This window comes from Clostridia bacterium (assembly GCA_014360065.1).
Taxonomy (GTDB): domain Bacteria; phylum Bacillota; class DSM-521; order Neomoorellales; family JACIYF01; genus JACIYF01.
The window spans coordinates 1-17,500 of record JACIYF010000022.1; the positions used below are offsets into that span (position 1 = coordinate 1).

Here is a 17,500-nt window from a genome sequence, read left to right on the forward strand (position 1 = left end):
GCAGCAGGAGTCCAGCGGGTAGCAGTGGCCGGCAAATTTGCCGTCCGTAACTGGGCCCATGAGCTTAAAGTCAGGGACTTGGCCGCCCAGCACTACCCAGAGCTGAAGCTATTCTTGAGCCACGAGCTATGCGGCCAGCTCAACCTGCCCCGCCGGGCGGTGACTACCGCCCTAACTGCAGTAACCCAGGAGGCTTACCAAGGATTTTGGGAGCAGGTGGAAGCGGCGCTGGAGAAAAGGGGTATAGCTGCTCCCGCTTACGTAGTTAAGGCCGATGGCGGCGCCCTGCCGCTGGCCCAAGCCAAGCGCCACCCGGTGGAAACCATCTTTTCCGGACCAGCTTCCAGCGCCCTGGGGGCGCTGGCCCTGGGCCAAGCCGCCTCCGGCTCAGAGCGGCTACCGGGAACCGAGGGCTCCCCATTGACCGCGGTAGTAATCGACATCGGCGGCACCACCACCGACTTGGCCTTAATTCTTAACGGCCAGCCCCTGTTGGCCAGCAAGGGTGCCGCCTTGGCCTGGCCGGGAGCGCCATCAGGTGCAAGCCAGCTCTTTACCCACGTCCGAGCGCTGGCGGTTCGATCTCTCCCCCGGGGAGGAGATTCTCAGGTCAGGCGGGAGGGGGAAGGGCTGGACCTGCGCATCGGCCCGGAGCGCCTAGGACCAGCAGCTTGCTTGGGCGGCCCGGCGCCTACCCTCACCGATGCTTTGCGCTACCTGGGAGAGGCCAGCATAGGGGACCGGGACCGGGCTAAGGCCGCCCTAGGCCGCCTGATGCCCGACTCGAGAACCACGCCAGCGGACGGCGATGCTGGAGAGGCTGCCGGCCTCAGCCGGTTGGCCCAGGTGGTGGTGGAGCAATTCGTATTCGACCTAGCTTCGTCGGTAGAAGCCATGTTTCAGGCCTGGCGCGAGGAGCCGGCTTACCGGGTGTGGGAAATCATGCAGGGCCGCACGGCCCGCCCCGACCTGATCATTGGCATCGGGGCGGCAGCCGCCGCCATCGCCCCCCGCCTAGCTCAGAAGCTGGGCTGCCGGTACTGGCTTCCGCCTTACTACCAATCTGCCAACGCAGTGGGCGCTGCCCTGGCCCGGCCCACCCTCTACCTCACCTGGCGGGCCGATACTGAACAAAGCCGCTACCAGGTAGCCGAAACCGGACAGCAAGGCGAGCTCGAAGAATTGGGAATAAGCTCCGGGACTAGGTTAACCCCGGAGCAAGCCGAAGCAGTAGTCCAGAGGTTATTGATCCAGGAAGCAAATCGGCAGGCTCGGTTCTCCGCTACTCCGGCCAGGGAAAGCGGCCCAGGCGATCAAGGCGGGCTGACCGGTAGGAACAGCTCGGATAGCCTGGGTGCAACTGGCCGAGGTGGAGCGGGCGCGCCAACTGACCCGGAGGGCCAGGGTGCACCTAGCACGGAAGGCTCTGGCCTGCCAACTGCCCCTGCGGGAACTGGGGATTGGCAGCCCGAGATCGTCTATAGTGAAAGCTTCAACGTGGTGCGGGGCTGGCGCACGGTGGGAAGAATCCTAGAAATAAGAGCCCAGCTGCCACCGGGGCTGGTTGTCCCGCTCCTGCCCCTGCCGGAATCGGGTAGCGCTGCTGGTGAGGTCGGCACCGAGTCCGATCTTAGCGTTGCCAGAGGACTTGGGCCCACCGCCCAAGCTGGCGGAGCTGCCCCCGCTCCGGGCGCCGGTGGCGAGGCTATTGGCTCCGGCAGCGCCGCCACGGGGGCTAGCGGCCAATCTGCCGACGCGCCAGGCGTCGCCCCCGCCTTAGGTGGCCCTGCTCCCGATATCGCTTCCGCTTCCCTGGTGCGGCCGGAGCTCGGCCTAGTATTCTTCCCCGCCTTCGACTGGGCCATTGAGCCCACCCATCCCGAGCGAGAAGAACGCTTGCTCTATACTAAGGACCAGATCTTTGAGGAAGGGCTGATGGATTTCCCGGCCATCCGTGAGTACAAGGCCCAGCCCTGCAGCCCCAAAGATGTAGCCCGGGCTCATTTTTGCATCCCTGAGGTGGAAAACCAAGTGACCGAGGCTCACCTGATTGCCGCCGGATCCGCCATCCTGCTGGCCCGCGCCTACATGGAGGGGCAAGTAACCCGGTCCTTTGCCCTGGTGCGCCCGCCCGGCCACCATGCCCGGCGCATCGCCCACGGCAACCGTGGTTTTTGCAACATCAACAATGAAGCCATCATGATCGAATACTTGCGCCGCCACTACGGAGTGAAGCGGGTGGCCATCGTTGATACCGACGTCCACCACGGCGATGGCACCCAGGACATTTATTACGATGATCCCGACGTCCTATTTATTTCCATCCACCAGGATGGGCGCACCCTTTATCCCGGATCCGGCTTCCCTGGTGAGCGGGGCGGGCCCAATGCCGGAGGCTTTACCATCAACATCCCCCTTTTGCCCGGAAGCACCGACGCTACTCTCCACTATGTGCTAGATGAGCTCATCTTGCCCATCCTGGAGGAGTTTCAGCCTCAAATCATCGTCAATTCCGCCGGCCAGGACAACCATTATACCGATCCCTTGGCCAACATGAGCTTTTCCGCTCAGGGCTACGCCCGGCTAACCGAGAAGCTCAAGCCCGACCTAGCAGTACTTGAGGGCGGCTACGCCATTGAAACTGCCCTGCCCTACGTCAATCTGGGCTTGATTTTAGCGCTAGCGGGGATGGACTATTCCTGGGTAAGGGAACCCGATTATCCGACCGGAGGGCTTAAAGAAAGCGAGGAGATCCGCTCCTACACCAAGGGTCTAGTGGCCAGAGTGCGGGAAATCTGGCAGCAGCGGGGCCAAGTCTATGATGGCAGCTACCGGTTGGGGGATGGTTACTGGTCCACCCGGCGGTCGGTTTTCTATGATACCGATGGCATCCGCGAGCTACAGGAAGAAAGAATCAAGGATTGTCCCCGGGAGGACTGCCTAGGGTACAGCTTCATCGCTTCCCGGGCAGTGGGACCAGGAATCGGCTCCCGGAACATCCTGGCCATCAGCATCCCCTGGCGCGCCTGTCCTAGCTGCGCCAGCGAGGCCAGGGAACTCTACCGCCACATGGCCGGGCCCCAGCGGCCCAGGGAAGCCTACCAGCACGTCTATCTACAGGATAAGCCCGAGGACACTTATCGGCATTACGACCTAGCCAAGGACCAGGAAACCGTCCTCTAATCGGCCGTTACGGCCACAGAGGCGCCGGCGGCGCAAGGCTACTTGCGCTTACCAGCGCCGCTCATAGAGCTCGGAACAGGGAATGCAGACAATCTGGCCATCCCGCACCCGGGCTCTTGGCTCCATGACCTTCTCCCCGCAACGGGCACAGGTTACCGAAGAAAAGATCCTCGCCTTGTCCGGGAAATCCAGCTTGACTTCCTGGATTTGGCAGATCTCTTCCTCCGGCATTTCCAGGATGCGCTGCACTCGTTCCGCCTGGAGCTTCCGGTACTGCTCCTCTTCCTCCGGCCTAGCCTGGCCAGCCATGACTTTAGACCGGAGCTCGTCCGGCTTGGGTCCCGCTCCTTGTCCTACAGATAGGCCTCCTTGGTGGCGGCCTAGGTCCTTTACCACTACCCGTACCGCCCGGCCATCGCTGCGCCGGCCGATGGTATAGGCGTGCTTTCCGTAATCGCGGAAGAAGAGGTTGCCCTTGCCGGCGGTGCAGCCGGTGACCACCTGGACAGCATCCACGCCGCAGGAGTCGGTCTCAGCAATGGCTATCAGCTCCTCATCCGCCGCGCGCCCGCCTACGCCTAAGGCCCGCAGCGCCGCCTTGGCCGCTCGATAGCCGCTGGCCAGCCCCGGACAGCTGTGCCCGTGAAATTCTACCGCCTTTTCCCAATCCGTCCTTTCCTGGTCCATATCCACTCCTCCCCTGCGATAACTCCCCTGCGATAACTCCACTACGAAAACTTGTTTGCTCTTGGCTGGCTGGCCCGCTACTCCTTGGCTCCGTAACCCTTCGCTGAGCCACTCAAAGCTCCGTCTTAGGTTCCGGCGGGCTTCCCGGCCGATCGGACCTCCGTGTCCGTAGCCGCAAAGGCATCTCTTGCTGGATCTCTAGAACATGCGGCGCTTGACAAATACCATTACCGTACCCAAGGTGAGGAGAAACGAGGCCCCCACCACCGCCGAAAAGGCCCAGGGCGCCTGTTGGCCAGGCAAAGGCACGTTCATGCCGTAGAAGCTGGCCACCATGGTGGGTATGGCCAGCACAATAGTAACCGCAGTAAGGAATTTCATCACGATGTTGAGGTTATTGGATATTACTGAAGCAAAAGCATCCATGGTCTCGGTAAGGATGCGGGTGTAAATATCGCCCATATCGATGGCCTGGCGGTTTTCAATAATCACGTCCTCCAAAAGCTCCCGATCTTCCTCGTACATTTTGATAAGCTGCGACTGGGCCATTTCCACCTGCACCCGGTCGGGCTCGCACTCGCGCCGCCAATCGGATGCTTCGCCCCTCGCTTCAGTAGAAAACGATAACGCCTGCCAACCTGACCAACCTGGGGCCGGCGCCCCAGTATGCGGGTCCCAGCCTAACTGCGAGCGCAGCAGCTTTTCCATGACGATTTCGTTGGCTTTGAGCGAGGTAGTGAAGTAAACCAAGCTCTTCTGCAACCCGAGGAGGCTAATTAATTCCTCATTCTTCATGGATTGGTGCAGGCGGCGCTCGATTTCATCGCTCTTTTTGTCGATTTGCTTCAGGTAGCGCAAATAGAGGGCCGCAGTTTTATAAAGGATTTGCAGGAGAAAACGGGTCTTCTTATAAGTATAAAAAGTCCGCAACCGAGAGCGCTCAAACTCGTTGAGGAGTTCATTGTCCTCCAAGCATACAGTAGCCACCAGCTCATCGGTAATGATGATGCCCAAAGGCAGGGTATCAAAGGTTTTGTCCCGAACCACCGGGATCTTAATAATAATCAGCACTTGGCCCTCTTCGGTCTCAATCCGCGAGCTTTCTTCTTCATCTAGAGGGTACTCCAATAGCTCCCGGGAGATGATGGTATGGGAAGCTACCTGCGCCAGCTCTTCGGGAGTAGGGTTTACCAGGTTGATCCAGCTACCCTTCTCCCCTAGGTTGTCAATTGCCATAAGCTCTTCACCGACTGTCTTGTAAATCCGAAGCACCTTGCTTCCCCCCTTTCTTTCTAGCTAATGGTCCTGCGCTTGCCAGCGGCCCGCCCATGCTCCCGGTGTTCGGTCCGACCGCCCGCGCGCCCGCGCCTCCACCACCGACCCGCCTGTACCTTCTACCAACCTGCCCGCCGCCCGGCTAATCCAGCGGACCGGCCAATAAGCCGCCCCTCGTCCCGGCTGTCCCCTCGTCTGCCCCGCCATCTACCAGCCGACCCATCCGCTGCCCGGCCAGTCCCGCGGGCCCGCCGCCAATGCCGGAACTAAACCTTTTGGCCTTTACCTTCCTGCCGTTTTTTCATCATCAGCGGCAGGGCCTGGCGCAAGCCTTTGGAGCGGATAAGGTTGATGGCCAGCCCGGCTTGGCTAGTTTCATAGAATTTCTTGCCGTAGCGCTTGAGCTTCTCCATATCAATGCTGAAGCCCAGGCCTGGCGCCGTAGGTGGATCCACCGTTCCATCATAGTCCACCTTTATAGGCTCAGTAAGAATCCCATCTCGAACCTCAGGTACCCAGCCTGGAGGTTCATAAGGGTACTCCAGGGGCAGATCGTTCTCTGGGTCGGCCAGCATCACTTGCTGGTTAATGTAAAAGCCAATGCCGTTGGTCCAGGTATGGGGCGAAAACCCTAGTCCTCGTTCCCGGCAGGCCTGCATCACCCGACGGGCAGTAGCAATGCCCCCGGCAAAGGTGGCATCGGGCTGGTAAATGTCTAAACTTTGCTTTTCCAGCATGATTTTAAGTTCATCCCAGCCATAATTGAGCTCGCCCCCGGCAATCTTGGTCCTGGCCTTGGTGCGCAGGTGGGCTAAGCCATCATAATCCCGGGCGTCCAGGGGTTCCTCCAGCCAGGCTATTTGATAATCCTCGCAAGCCTTGGCAAATTCTGCCGCTCGCTCCCAGGTCCAGGCGGGAATATCGTCAACGATGGTCACCCGCCAACCCTGGTTGGCATCTACGGCAATCAGGTAGTCCGATCCCAAGGCTTCCCGAACCGCCCGCAGCTGGGCCACATCATCCTGGAAGTGGGGCGATTTGACCCGGAGCTTGATCCCCTTAAATCCCTTGGCCTTGATCTGGAGGGCTTCTTCTGCCCGCTGCTCGGGCGAATGCAACTCTCCGGTGGAACAGTAAACCGGAAGGCGCCGGGCCTTGCCGCCCAACAGCTCGTAAACCGGCTGGCCCTTGGCCTTGCCGATTATATCCCAAAAAGCTGGCTCGATCCAGTAGTTACGCCATCCCAGATATGAAGCTTCTTTCAATCGCTGGTGAACTAAGTCGATGTTGGTGGGGTCAAGCCCAATTAGATAAGCGCCGATGAGGTCGCCCAACCCTTCCCGCTCACGCCCCATGGCCGCTCCTGCGCTCCACCCCTCAATGCCCTCGTCAGTAGTCAGGCGGATCAGATCAAAAGTATTGTGGGTCTGGGGATAACCAGGAATCCAGGTCGGATAAAAAGGAGCTGGACAAGGTATAGAAACGTGATAGAGGGCAACCCGCGCAATTTTCATGCTCAGCGCCTCGCTTTCTCGGAATGTCTTGGAATTGGGGCCGCTTACGCCGCTCCTTCACTATAGCACGCTCCGGGCGCCAGTTCAAGAACGGCAAGTGGCGTGTCACAGAACGACGAGGCCACGGCCGGGCCAGTACGGTGTGCCCGGGGAGGTAATGCAACTCCTCCCAGCTTCCCCAAGGATTGCACCTCTTGGAAAACAACAGCATAGATTGAGGGCGAGGAAGGAAAAGACCTACCTCAAAAACCTTAGACGGTAAAAGGAGGTTTAGGCCTATGGATGGGGTGCATCGAGAAGTCAAGCGTGCCCTCGAGATCGACCTGGAAGAGATCCGGCTCCTGGCCGAGGCCGCTGCTATGGCCCCCAACATCGTCATCCGCTACAAGCTTCTGCGCCACATTGAAGATGAGCTAAGGGAGGTCTTCTTCTGGAACCACCACCTAGGGCACGTGGAGTATGCCGGCAGACCGCCTTATTACCCGCCCTATGACCCGTATCAGGCCGAAGGCGGGGACAAGGCCAAGTCAGAAGAATAGGCTACCCTTAAGGATAGGAGGTGCAAAAAATGAGTTGGACCGATCCCTTGCGCAAGGTACTACGTTTGGACGAGGAGGAACTTTCCCTTTGGCCCCGGATTGCCGCGGCTGAGCCCAGCGAGGGAGTAAGAGGCATCATTCAAGTTATGATTGAGCGGGAGAAAAGGGAGATGGAAGACCTCCGGGCCATGATCCGCCACTACGGAGGCTATGACGACCCGCCTATGTACTAGGGTGGGTCCAGAAATGAGTCCTGTCCCAAGGGGCACTACGGCCAGTAGGCCGCTAGGTGCCAGGGCTACGGTTGAGGTTGGTAGCAAGGCTGGTAGCAAGGGGCTCGGCCTAGATTTGACCAGGCTAGCCCCGTCCCTGCGCCGGCAGTCTTAGGGCCGCCGGAAACCTCCCGCGAGCATCCACCGGCTGTTACCATTGGGGACGGGGCAACAGCGGCCGGGGGCCGACCTTAATTGATTTAAGGTCGGCCCCCGGCTTTCCTTCCGAATTTTAATCCCTGCGCCCTTCCGCATACCTACCACCAAAAAGCGCCAACCTCACCCGAGACCTCAATCTTGTCGACTCAGGAGGTTGGTTGCTATAATTATAGCAACCGATAAGCAAAGTGGGGGTTAGAAAATGGGCTCCGAGTTTGTTAATACTAGGGATCTCAAGAATCGCACCACAGAATTGCTCCGAAAGGCGGAGGGTGGGAAGGTGTTGATCATTACTAGGAGGGGGAAGCCAGTGGCCACATTAAAAATGTACTCGCCACAAGATGTTATCGGGGCTGGGTCCACCAGCATCTATGAACAAATTAAGGAGAATATAGCCGAGAAATATCCAGCTTTAAAAAAGATGTCGACAAAAGAGCTGAGGGACGAGTTTGAATCTACTTCAAAAAAGGTAAGGGGTTTTGATTCCTGGGAGGAAATGGATAGAGCCCTTAAAGGAGATCCTTATGGTCTTAGTAGATAGCAACATAATCTTAATCGACCGCTTTTTCCGGCAAGATGCCAGGTACCAGATCAACCGAACTTTTTTGGATAAGCTTGATAAGGAACTGGCAGGTATTTCAATCTTCACTTTGCTAGAACTATGTGGAGTAGCTTCCTTCAATCTCAATGATCAGGAACTGGCTCTATGGCTTTATTCTTTTGACCAAGTGTACCCCATCCGAGTCCTGGACCCTTACGTAAGCCCGCCCAACGCAACTATCAAAGAGTACCTAATCCAGTTAGGCAATGGCTACGTCACTAGGGGCATGACCTTTGGAGATGCCGTACTCCTAAAAGAAGCTGAAGCCTACGAAATAGGCATCGTTACTTGGAACCCCAAGCATGTCCGTGGCAAGGGGCGGGTGCCGGTGCTAACCCCGGAAGAGTGGTTGGCCGCCCGGCCTTAGCCAACCAGCGGCAGCTGGCTCCGCCAAGGCTTGCCAGCGCTGGGGCCAAGCCGGGCTCTGAGCGCGGCTTTATGAGAGCTTTATCCTTTCAGGTTACCGGCGCTGGCTTTCCTGGAGGAAGTATTTCCGTAAGGTAAGGAGGTTCAGGCCAGCCAGGAAGTTTTGGCCGGTAGCTTCTCCTTTCCGCTTGGCAAGATCCCACCATCTGGCCGCCTGGCGGGCCCAGGCGCGCATGGCAGCTTCCTTCTGGCGGCCCAAAATCAAGCTGAAGGTTAAGTCCATGGCTTTCTCCAAGTCCGGCGTGATCCGCTCTAAAACCGCCTCCAACTCTCGAAGGTCGTTCACCGGCAGGCCAGAATTGGAAACCGATTTAGCTTGGGAGTTGAGCCTGCTCTCGGGCTGGCTACTATTGGAAGCTTTTGCGGCAGAGGCCAGCGTCCGGGGGGCCTTGCTCGCAACCGTAGCCTGAATCCGTCGCACCCGCAAAGGGCGTTTCTCCTCTCGTCTGGTCATTCCCCCAGGTCACCTGCCTCGATCCGGGACTGGGTTCTTGAATCTGGTTGAGGTGATTGAGCCCATATGGGAAAGCCTGGATTAAAGTCTTTCAGGTCATCGTCGGAAGGCGAGTTTCCGCCCGGACTAGCACCATCCGCTTGGGCCAGCCCGTCCCTGGCAGCGCCATCGACCGAAGCCGAGCGGATGGTATTAGTTTTTGGCTCGCCGCCGAGCCCAGCCCCGGCTCCAGCCCCGGCGGTCACCGCCCCGGTCGTGACCGCCTGGTCGGGCGCGGGCGGTGCCGGTGAGAGCGCCGCCGCTTGGGCACGGCCCTGCTGATACTGGTATTGGGCCTCGGCCACAATATCTTTTAGCCCTTCCTGGGTTCGGGCGATAAAACCTTGTACCTGATCGGATAGGGCAATAAGACCGTGAACCCCCTGCCGGAGCACCGGTCTCAGAGTTTTGCCCAGCGACGGTCCGGCAGTAAATAGGAAAGCGGTTCCTAAGGCCCCGGCCAGAAAATACCTGCCCTGAGGGGAAGATAGAAAACTGCGCAGCCGGCCCCACCAGCTACCCATTTCTCCTTCCATGACCTGGGCCAACTGGGAAGGGCTTAGCCCGTAATCTTGGGCTTGCTCCAACAAATCATCTACGATGGCATCGCCAATGCGGGCATAAGGGTTGCGGCGCCGCCGGCGCCAATCGGCTTCGGCAGCCCGAAGGCCAGAGAGCACTTCCCGGCGTATCCGCGATCGAGCCCGGCGGGAATCCGTAACCCCAGTTTCCGAGCCAAGACCTTCGCCTCCGGCTCCGTTCAAGCCATAGTCGCCTCGCCAATTGGCCGGCTCCCGGCGCCGCCTCCCGGCTCGCCCCATCCTTTCTCCTCGGCGCCGTTGCTCAAGCAGAGTCTCAAGCCTCTGGACCATCTCTTCCTGGAGCTCCCGCTTCAGATCCTCCCAATGGCCATAATCATCGGCCCGGGCTTCTCTTGGCGCCAAGCATTCTTCCCGGTTCTCCTCCTCTGCTTCTGAACTTTGGTAGGTCCTCCCTTCCGCACTAGGCAATCCAATCCACCTCCTGCCACCATGGCTTTGCCGGACCTGGCAATAAGTTCATGACTTTAGGATAGCTGCTTTTGAGGATAAATATGCAGGTTTTGCGAGCAATTGGCAGAATTAGTCGCAGACAGCTGGACAGATTAAAACTATTAGACCTATCAAGCGTACTTGATAAGGAGGTGGGTTCAGATGGCAAACTTTCGCTGGCTAGCTCGAACCAGGCTTACACCTTGGGCATGGGGCGCCATAGGTGTCGCCACCGTGCTTCTGGCTTCGCCTATGATTCGCAAAGGACTCCGGCGCGGCGCGGTGGGAGTGGCCACCGGTGCCATAGCCGCAGGCCTGGCCTTAGCCGAAGCCAGAAATAAGATCAAAGGTGCATGGGAATTACTGGTAGAAGAAATTCGCGCCCGCCGCTCTAATCCTGCGTCCGCAGATGAGGTCAAAGCCGGTGTAATGCCTGAAGAGACCTAATGGTAACAATTGGCCAAAGCCGGCGCCGGTAAGCAGAGCCGGCGCAAGCCGAAATCGATTTGGCTTGATAATACTGCTTGTGCCAGCACTGCTACCCAATCGCGCCCGGACAAGGGTACGGTGCGAAGCAACCTACCCAACCAAGGCCAGTATAGGGCAGCCAAAACCGAAAGCCCTGAAACCGCCAAGGTAGCCGGGACTGCCAGGCCGGGTGAGCCCCCGCCAACCTGTTCCCCAGAAGGCTTGGCCCTATGCTTCTCGTCTCGACAGTCCAGGGTATGCAGGAGCTGGCTCACGGTTAGACTGGTCAAAGCCAGGGTTCGGGCCCAGGCAAGGTTGCCAGAAGTTAGGCCCAGGAGGTAAATTATGCCGCTAGCCAATCCGATGCTGGCGCCCCGGATGATGATCTTATGGCCCATTTGGCCGGCAAATAGGTCTTCGCCAGGAGCGCGGGGTGGCCTCTGCATCAGCCCCGGTTCTGGCGGATCCAAGATCAAGGCTAAAGCTGGCAGGCCGTCGCCCAAAAGGTTCAGCCACAGCATCTGCACCGGCAAGAGGGGCAGGGGTTTCCCGAAAACGGCGCAGGTAAGGACTAGCATGATCTCGGCTGCATTGGTGGCCAGTAGATATCGTATAGCCCGGCGGATATTGCTGTAAATGCCTCGCCCTTCCTCGATGGCCTTGACCACAGTAGCAAAATTATCATTCAAAAGCACCAGGTCAGCCGCCCGCCTGGCCACTTCGGTGCCAACGCTGCCCATAGCTATCCCGATATCAGCCTCCTTGATGGCAGGAGCATCGTTGATCCCATCCCCGATCATGGCCACCACCTCGCCCTTTTGGCGGAGGGCCTTGACCAGCCGCAGCTTATCTTCGGGGGTCACCCGGGCTACTACCGGGTTGGCCGCTATTCTCTCCACTTCTCCCACCAGTTCTTGATCGCTGAGGGCAGCCAGCTGTTGGCCGGTATAAGGTTGTTGGCTAGGCCCCAGGAGGCCGAGCCGCCGAGCCAGGGCGGCAGCGCTAGAGCTCTGATCGCCGGTCAGTACCAATACCTTCACGCCTGCCTGCCGGCACAACTCTAAAGCCGCCGGCACCTCTGGGCGAGGCGGATCCCACATGCCGGCCAAGCCAAGCCAGATCAAATCTTGCTCCAGCTCCTCCGCCGACTCCACTAAGGCTTGGCCTTGATCCAGCGATGAAAGAACAGGCAAACATGGATCCAATACCCGGCAGGCCAAGGCGATGACCTTTAGCGCCCGGTTTGCCATTTCTCGGTTAGCCTGCATAAGCTCCTGGCGGTCGGCATTGGTGAGCTGAACTAAGCCTTGAGCGCTATAGATGTAAGCACACCGGGAGAGAATCACTTCCGGAGAGCCCTTGGCAAAAAGCGCTATTTCTCCTCCCGGCATCCGGAAAAGCGTGCTCATGCGGGCGCGGTCCGAGGTGAAAGGAATGGATCCCAGATAGGAACACTCCTGGCGCAAGTCTTCACAGCCGGGAACGACATCCAGAGCTGCCTGCCGCAGCGCCCTGTCGATGGGGTCTTTGGCGGCTGCTCGCCGGGATAGGCCGTTTCCCGGATGACCGTTAGCTTCTCCCGCTTCCTGGCTAGCCATGAATCCAGCCAGCAGGCAAAGCTGAAGCTGTACGCTCTGATCCCACCCGCCCGGCTCGGCCGCATCTAAATCCCAGTTCTTTCCGTCAGCATAAACCTGGGTAACGGTCAAGCGGTTGCCAGTCAAGGTTCCGGTTTTATCGGTACAGATTATCGTGGCTTGGCCCAGGGTTTCTACCGCGGAAAGCTTCTGGGCCATAACTTTAACCCGGGCCATGCGCAGGGCGCCAATGGCCAAGGCCAAGCTGACCATCACCGTCACCCCCTCGGGAATGGCGGCTACGGCTAGGCTAATGCCATTCATAAGGGCTTCGCTTAGCGGCGCTCCCCGCCACCGGGTGCTAGCGCCCACCACCGCCGCAGCCGCCAAGCTGCCTTTTACTAAGGTGCGGTTAAGCCGGTCCAGCCGCCGTTCCAACACTGTCAACCGGCGCCGGCCCGGCTGAGACATGAGCAAGGCCAGCCGGCCCATCTCCGTGGCCGGGCCGGTGGCCAGCACCAGAGCCCGACCCTGACCCCGAACCACGTGGGTGCCGCTAAAGACCAGCAGGTAGCGCAGATCCTCATCCTGGTTGCCGTTGGTGCTGCTCTTCTTGGTTACCGGAAAGGATTCTCCCGTCAAGGGCGCTTCATCAACCGCCAGCCCATCGCTTTCCACCACCCGGGCATCGGCGGCTATGACCTCTCCTTCCCGCAGGAGCAGGATATCCCCAGGTACCAGCTGGCTGGTGGGCAGGCTGCGGGGGCGGCCGCCGCGAATCACCAGGGCCCGGGACGGAGCTATCTGCTGTAAGGCTTCTAAGGCCCGATCCGACTTGTACGACTGCCAGGCGCCTATCCCGGCATTGAGGCCGACCACCAGGATGATCGCCCCGGCATCGGCCACCCGCCCCAGGATCAGGGATAGCAAAGCTGACCCTAGGAGCAGTCCAGTGCCAAAACCCCGAAACTGCTCCCCCAGCCGGTGCCAGAAGGAAACCGGCCGTAGCTGGGGAAGCAGATTGGGGCCATAGGCCTGCCACCGCCGCTTGGCCTCCCTCATGGTCAGCCCCCAGTCCAGGTCGGTGCCCAGAGCTTTGGCCAAGAAATCGCTCCTGGCTATCGCCTCCGTCCGGGCTGCCAACTGCCAAGCCTGAGGACAGGGGAGGGCTCTTGGCTGCTTTGAGCCACTTTTAGCGTCGGCCAGCCTGGGTTGTGAACGCAGGCGACTCGCCTGGAGCTGAACCGGACCCCGGCTAATCCGTCCGGCATTGGCGATAGCCGCTAGCAAAGCCAGGTGGTTCCAATAAGCCGCCCACGCCGGCGACAGCACCCCAGCCAGACTCAAGGCCATGCCGCTCAAGTTAAAGCCCTTGGCTACGGTTAATCCTTGGGCGCCGATCCTTTTTGCTTCCAAGGCCCGGTCAAAAAGTTCCAAGAGCCCCGCCGGGCCGGTCTCTAAAACCAGTCCCGCCTGAACCCGGACCGCCGCCGGAGCTTCCCTGAAGCTGATGCCCAGGTCAGCTCTTCTTAGCGCCGCTATGTCCTGCCGGGCCACTCCCACATAACCAACGCTTAGACCCTGCTGGCACCAGCTCTCCACGGCCTGGTAGCGGGAGGAAGAGTCTGCCAGCTCTACTCCCCAATCTTGCGCTCGAGCCTCTACCCTAGCCTTGAGGCTTTCGCTGGCCCCAGCCACAGCCAGGCCCACCTTGCTTATGCCTCGTTTCTTAAGGCCAACCACCAAGGCTTTCATGGCCGCAGCGTCCAGCTCGTGGCCGGGTAGGGCAACGATCTCTGGCCCTAGAAGCAGGGCATCGACGCACCCGGCCTTGGCCAGCGCCCCCGTCCGATACACCTTCAATCCTCGGCGGGAAGCCCTGACTGTAGCCAAGCTGTAGGTAGCCGGCCCGGCCAGCACCGCTGCTGCCGGCACCGACGATAAAAGCACCGCCAGGGCACGATCGGGCCTCCGGGATAAGGCATAGGTCAAAAGGGCTACCCCTCCGGTCCTAGCGGTTTCTTTCTCGGCATAAACCTGGGCATCGAATAGGGTGCGAACGCAAGGCGCAGGGTAAGCCTTAGCTTCTACCTGCGCTTTGGCTTCTGCTTCTGCCTCGGCTTCAATGGTGGGCTCCAGGCTCCGCACGTCTCCCGGGAACAGGTGGGCTTCTTCCCTTTCGATAGCTTCGGCTGCCGTCCGCCGCGAACCGATAATCACCAAGCTTTCAGCCAAAGCAAGCAAGTTTTCCAGCCAAACCGCCAACAGCGCCAGGGCGTTCCGGTTGAGAGTAATCAAAATCAGGTTGGCCAGGGCCAAGAGAAGGTCGTAATTAATCCGGCCGCGGGCCAACTGTCCCAAGCCACTTTTTAGTTGGGGATAACCGGAAATGATGCTTATCAGAGCCGAGAGGTTAAACCAGTACGGCGGGGAAGGCGCCGCCAATAGAGTCCCGGTCAGGGCCACCTGGGCAATCTGTAGCTTCAGCGGACGGTTCTCCGGCTCCCATGGCGACGAGGCGGGGACTCGGCCAGCTCCTGCCCCTACGGATGCACCGGTGGCCGCTGGAGCAGATTGGCCAGCAGCGCCTACCAACTTTTGTACCGCCGCCGCCAGCTCATCCCCGATCTTCGCGCCCAAAGGATCCAGGTTCGCCCGTATGCCTAAAGCAGCCTGGCTTCGGCCCGGGCCAGCAGCCTTTGTAGCGCTAGGGACATAGTGGAAGGTCAAAGATCGGGCCCAAGGGTTGGCTTCGATCCGCTCCACTGGCCAGCGCTGGGCTACCTGGGCCGCTACCGCCTCCATGGCCACCTTATTTAACCGTAATGCAATGACAAAACGGACTCGACCGGGAAGATAGTGGGCGAGCTCCACCACCTGCGGATGCGCCTTTGCCAAAACCAATCTCCCTTCCCTGCCAGGCGGTTTCAATTGGGCTAAGTCTTAGTATGCCAGCCGCCGGCCCAGTTATGTGCATGCCCATAACTGGGAGCCCTTCGGTTTGGGTAGCTCGAGAAGAACACATAGCCGGGATCGAGAATTAGGCCATCAATGAAGCTAAACCGAGGGGCCATAACACAACCGAGGATGACAATTCGAGCGATCCAGGATAGAATAATTAAGAGTAAGAGCAATGGGGCCACAGCCTAAAACCGGCCTACAATAAGTTAAGTTGGGAAAGGAATCGGAAATGACGACAGCAAAAGAAGCTAAGAAAAAAGGACGCATACTGACTGGGGATCGACCCACCGGGAAACTGCACTTGGGCCATTATGCAGGCAGCCTGGTAAACCGGGTGCGCTTGCAGGATGATTATGACACCTTTTTAATTATTGCCGATGTCCAGGCGCTTACCACCAATTTTGAGGAACCGGAGAAGCTAGCCCAAGATGTCCGGGAGGTGGCCCTGGATTACCTGGCGGCGGGCATTGATCCTAATAAATGCACTATTTTTGTCCAATCCCTAGTACCCGAAATCGCCGAGCTGACCGTCTTCTATTCCATGTTGGTCACCGTCAACGTGCTGCGCCACAATCCCACCATCAAGACCGAGGCTGCCCAAAGAGGGTACACCGACATGACCTACGGTTTTCTGGGCTACCCGGTTAGCCAAGCCGCCGACATTACTTTCTGCAAGGCCAACCTGGTGCCGGTGGGGGAGGACCAATTGCCCCATATTGAATTGACCCGTAAGATCGTCCGGCGTTTTAACAGCCTCTATGCCCCAGTGCTGGTAGAGCCTGAGGCATTGGTAGGGGAAGTGCCACGGCTAATGGGCTTGGATGGGGCGGCCAAGATGAGCAAGTCGCTGGACAATGCCGTCAACCTTTCCGACCCAGCGGAAGAAGTGGAGCGCAAGGTTAAAAATGCCGTAACCGATCCGGCCCGGATTCGCGCCACCGACCCCGGGCACCCGGATATCTGTACCGTCTTTCACTATCACCAAGCCTTCGCTAAGGAGGTCATTCCCGAAATCGAGGATTCCTGCAAGAAGGGTGGCATCGGCTGTGTCGCTTGCAAGAAGCGGTTGGCCGATACCATAAATGCCTTGCTGGAACCGATGCGAGAAAGGCGGGCCAAGTACGAAGCTAACCCCAAACTGGTGGATGAAATCCTGATGGCAGGCACCGAGCGGGCCCGAGCCGTAGCCAAAGAGACTCTGGGCCAGGTCCGCGAGGCCATGAAGATCAATTACTTCCACCCGGCCTAACCTTAAGCGAGGGTGGGAAGGTGACTTTCCTAATCGGGAACAAATGAAGGCCATCAATGCTGTACTTGAGCAATGAGTCACATACATACACCAGGGCCCCGAGGCCTTTGGCCTCGGGGCCCTGTCAACTATTCTCTGGCAGCGACCTACTCTCCCGGGATAACCCAGTACCATCGGCGCTGGAGGGCTTAACTTCCGTGTTCGGGATGGGAACGGGTGTTTCCCCTCCGCCATGGCCGCCAGAAACTTGCTCCCTCAAAACCGCATAGCATCTGGTCAAGCCCTCGACCTATTAGTACCGGTCCGCTTAAGGAGTTGCCCCCCTTACACTTCCGGCCTATCTACCTGGTAGTCTTCCAGGGGTCTTACCCGGTTAACCCGGTGGGAAACCTAATCTTGAGGCAGGCTTCGCGCTTAGATGCTTTCAGCGCTTATCCCTTCCGGACATGGCTACCCAGCGGTGCCCCGGGCGGGACAACTGGTACACCAGCGGTCCGTCCACCCCGGTCCTCTCGTACTAGGGGCAGACCCTCTCAAGTTTCCTGCGCCTGCGACGGATAGGGACCGAACTGTCTCACGACGTTCTGAACCCAGCTCACGTACCGCTTTAATGGGCGAACAGCCCAACCCTTGGGACCTACTTCAGCCCCAGGATGCGATGAGCCGACATCGAGGTGCCAAACCTCCCCGTCGATGTGGACTCTTGGGGGAGATAAGCCTGTTATCCCCGGGGTAGCTTTTATCCGTTGAGCGATGGCCCTTCCACTCGGAACCACCGGATCACTAAGCCCGACTTTCGTCCCTGCTCGAGGTGTCCCTCTCGCAGTCAAGCCCGTTTATGCCTTTATACTCTAACGCGCGATTCCCAACCGCGCTGAACGGACCTTAGGACGCCTCCGTTACCTTTTGGGAGGCGACCGCCCCAGTCAAACTGCCCACCTGACACTGTCCCCGAGCCGGGTGACGGCTTTGGGTTAGAACTTCAGCACTCCAAGGGTGGTATCCCAAGGGCGGCTCCACCGGGACTGGCGTCCCGGCTTCGGTGCCTCCCACCTATCCTGTACA

At 59.2% G+C, this 17,500-nt stretch carries 13 protein-coding genes and 2 rRNA genes (1 of these 15 cut by a window edge); 7 read left to right on the plus strand and 8 right to left on the minus strand.

Annotated features, from left to right (window positions below; translation table 11 throughout):
• Positions 1 to 3,183 (plus strand): hypothetical protein (locus H5U02_05305; protein MBC7341852.1); only part of this gene is annotated, 3,183 nt, incomplete at its 5' end.
• Positions 3,184 to 3,231: 48 nt separating this feature from the next.
• Here the strand turns inward: H5U02_05305 and H5U02_05310 are convergent.
• The 3 genes from H5U02_05310 to H5U02_05320 form a co-directional block, all read right to left on the minus strand.
• The gene (locus H5U02_05310; GenBank protein ID MBC7341853.1) at positions 3,232 to 3,870 is read right to left on the minus strand and encodes a TraR/DksA C4-type zinc finger protein; all 639 of its coding nucleotides are present in this window, start codon (positions 3,868 to 3,870) and stop codon (positions 3,232 to 3,234) included.
• 198 nt (positions 3,871 to 4,068) lie between these two features.
• Entirely contained in the window at positions 4,069 to 4,665 is a 597-nt protein-coding gene (locus H5U02_05315; GenBank protein MBC7341854.1) for a magnesium transporter CorA family protein, read from the minus strand.
• A gap of 746 nt (positions 4,666 to 5,411) precedes the next feature.
• Positions 5,412 to 6,659 carry a mandelate racemase/muconate lactonizing enzyme family protein gene (locus tag H5U02_05320; protein ID MBC7341855.1) on the minus strand — a complete coding sequence of 416 codons (1,248 nt, stop codon included), beginning with the start codon at positions 6,657 to 6,659 and terminating at the stop codon, positions 5,412 to 5,414.
• A 278-nt stretch (positions 6,660 to 6,937) separates the two neighbouring features.
• On the opposite strand from H5U02_05320, the gene H5U02_05325 reads away from it, so the two are divergent.
• The 4 genes from H5U02_05325 to H5U02_05340 all read left to right on the plus strand — a co-directional run bounded on the left by H5U02_05325 (position 6,938) and on the right by H5U02_05340 (position 8,597).
• On the plus strand, positions 6,938 to 7,198 hold the full coding sequence (locus H5U02_05325) for a hypothetical protein (protein MBC7341856.1): 261 nt from the start codon (positions 6,938 to 6,940) through the stop codon (positions 7,196 to 7,198).
• Between the two features lie 29 nt (positions 7,199 to 7,227).
• Positions 7,228 to 7,431, plus strand: coding sequence for a hypothetical protein (locus H5U02_05330; GenBank protein MBC7341857.1), 204 nt, complete (start codon positions 7,228 to 7,230; stop codon positions 7,429 to 7,431).
• Positions 7,432 to 7,831: 400 nt separating this feature from the next.
• Positions 7,832 to 8,170: a type II toxin-antitoxin system prevent-host-death family antitoxin gene (locus H5U02_05335; protein MBC7341858.1), complete on the plus strand. Its 339-nt coding sequence runs from the start codon at positions 7,832 to 7,834 to the stop codon at positions 8,168 to 8,170.
• On the plus strand, positions 8,154 to 8,597 hold the full coding sequence (locus H5U02_05340) for a hypothetical protein (GenBank protein MBC7341859.1): 444 nt from the start codon (positions 8,154 to 8,156) through the stop codon (positions 8,595 to 8,597). Before H5U02_05335 ends, H5U02_05340 begins: the two co-directional genes overlap by 17 nt.
• Positions 8,598 to 8,690: 93 nt before the next feature.
• Here the strand turns inward: H5U02_05340 and H5U02_05345 are convergent, their stop codons facing one another.
• Complete coding sequence (locus H5U02_05345; protein MBC7341860.1) at positions 8,691 to 9,110, minus strand: hypothetical protein; 420 nt, start codon at positions 9,108 to 9,110, stop codon at positions 8,691 to 8,693.
• Positions 9,107 to 10,159: a hypothetical protein gene (locus H5U02_05350; protein MBC7341861.1), complete on the minus strand. Its 1,053-nt coding sequence runs from the start codon at positions 10,157 to 10,159 to the stop codon at positions 9,107 to 9,109. Before H5U02_05350 ends, H5U02_05345 begins: the two co-directional genes overlap by 4 nt.
• 183 nt (positions 10,160 to 10,342) lie before the next feature.
• Here H5U02_05350 and H5U02_05355 point away from each other — a divergent pair, with 183 nt between their 5' ends.
• On the plus strand, positions 10,343 to 10,627 hold the full coding sequence (locus H5U02_05355; GenBank protein MBC7341862.1) for a hypothetical protein: 285 nt from the start codon (positions 10,343 to 10,345) through the stop codon (positions 10,625 to 10,627).
• Here the strand turns inward: H5U02_05355 and H5U02_05360 are convergent.
• Positions 10,624 to 15,123 carry an HAD-IC family P-type ATPase gene (locus H5U02_05360; GenBank protein ID MBC7341863.1) on the minus strand — a complete coding sequence of 1,500 codons (4,500 nt, stop codon included), beginning with the start codon at positions 15,121 to 15,123 and terminating at the stop codon, positions 10,624 to 10,626. The two genes, H5U02_05355 and H5U02_05360, sit on opposite strands and share 4 nt — an antisense overlap.
• Positions 15,124 to 15,415: 292 nt before the next feature.
• On the opposite strand from H5U02_05360, the gene trpS reads away from it, so the two are divergent.
• Positions 15,416 to 16,435, plus strand: a complete 1,020-nt coding sequence (trpS, locus tag H5U02_05365; GenBank protein ID MBC7341864.1) for a tryptophan--tRNA ligase — start codon at positions 15,416 to 15,418, stop codon at positions 16,433 to 16,435.
• Positions 16,436 to 16,568: 133 nt separating this feature from the next.
• Here trpS and rrf read toward each other — a convergent pair.
• Together rrf and H5U02_05375 are read right to left on the minus strand one after the other, a co-directional pair.
• Positions 16,569 to 16,679, minus strand: a 5S ribosomal RNA gene (gene rrf / locus H5U02_05370).
• A gap of 26 nt (positions 16,680 to 16,705) precedes the next feature.
• A 23S ribosomal RNA gene (locus tag H5U02_05375) occupies positions 16,706 to 17,500 on the minus strand (it continues 2,215 nt past the right edge of the window).

What these genes read in the sequence shown, in the direction of transcription:
- H5U02_05310 (MBC7341853.1), bottom strand. Translation starts at nt 3,870, where the DNA reads ATGGACCAGGAAAGGACGGATTGGGAAAAGGCGGTAGAATTTCACGGG.
- H5U02_05315 (MBC7341854.1), bottom strand. Translation starts at nt 4,665, where the DNA reads ATGAAGAATGAGGAATTAATTAGCCTCCTCGGGTTGCAGAAGAGCTTG.
- H5U02_05320 (MBC7341855.1), bottom strand. Translation starts at nt 6,659, where the DNA reads ATGAAAATTGCGCGGGTTGCCCTCTATCACGTTTCTATACCTTGTCCA.
- H5U02_05325 (MBC7341856.1), top strand. Translation starts at nt 6,938, where the DNA reads ATGGATGGGGTGCATCGAGAAGTCAAGCGTGCCCTCGAGATCGACCTG.
- H5U02_05330 (MBC7341857.1), top strand. Translation starts at nt 7,228, where the DNA reads ATGAGTTGGACCGATCCCTTGCGCAAGGTACTACGTTTGGACGAGGAG.
- H5U02_05335 (MBC7341858.1), top strand. Translation starts at nt 7,832, where the DNA reads ATGGGCTCCGAGTTTGTTAATACTAGGGATCTCAAGAATCGCACCACA.
- H5U02_05340 (MBC7341859.1), top strand. Translation starts at nt 8,154, where the DNA reads ATGGTCTTAGTAGATAGCAACATAATCTTAATCGACCGCTTTTTCCGG.
- H5U02_05345 (MBC7341860.1), bottom strand. Translation starts at nt 9,110, where the DNA reads ATGACCAGACGAGAGGAGAAACGCCCTTTGCGGGTGCGACGGATTCAG.
- H5U02_05355 (MBC7341862.1), top strand. Translation starts at nt 10,343, where the DNA reads ATGGCAAACTTTCGCTGGCTAGCTCGAACCAGGCTTACACCTTGGGCA.
- trpS (MBC7341864.1), top strand. Translation starts at nt 15,416, where the DNA reads ATGACGACAGCAAAAGAAGCTAAGAAAAAAGGACGCATACTGACTGGG.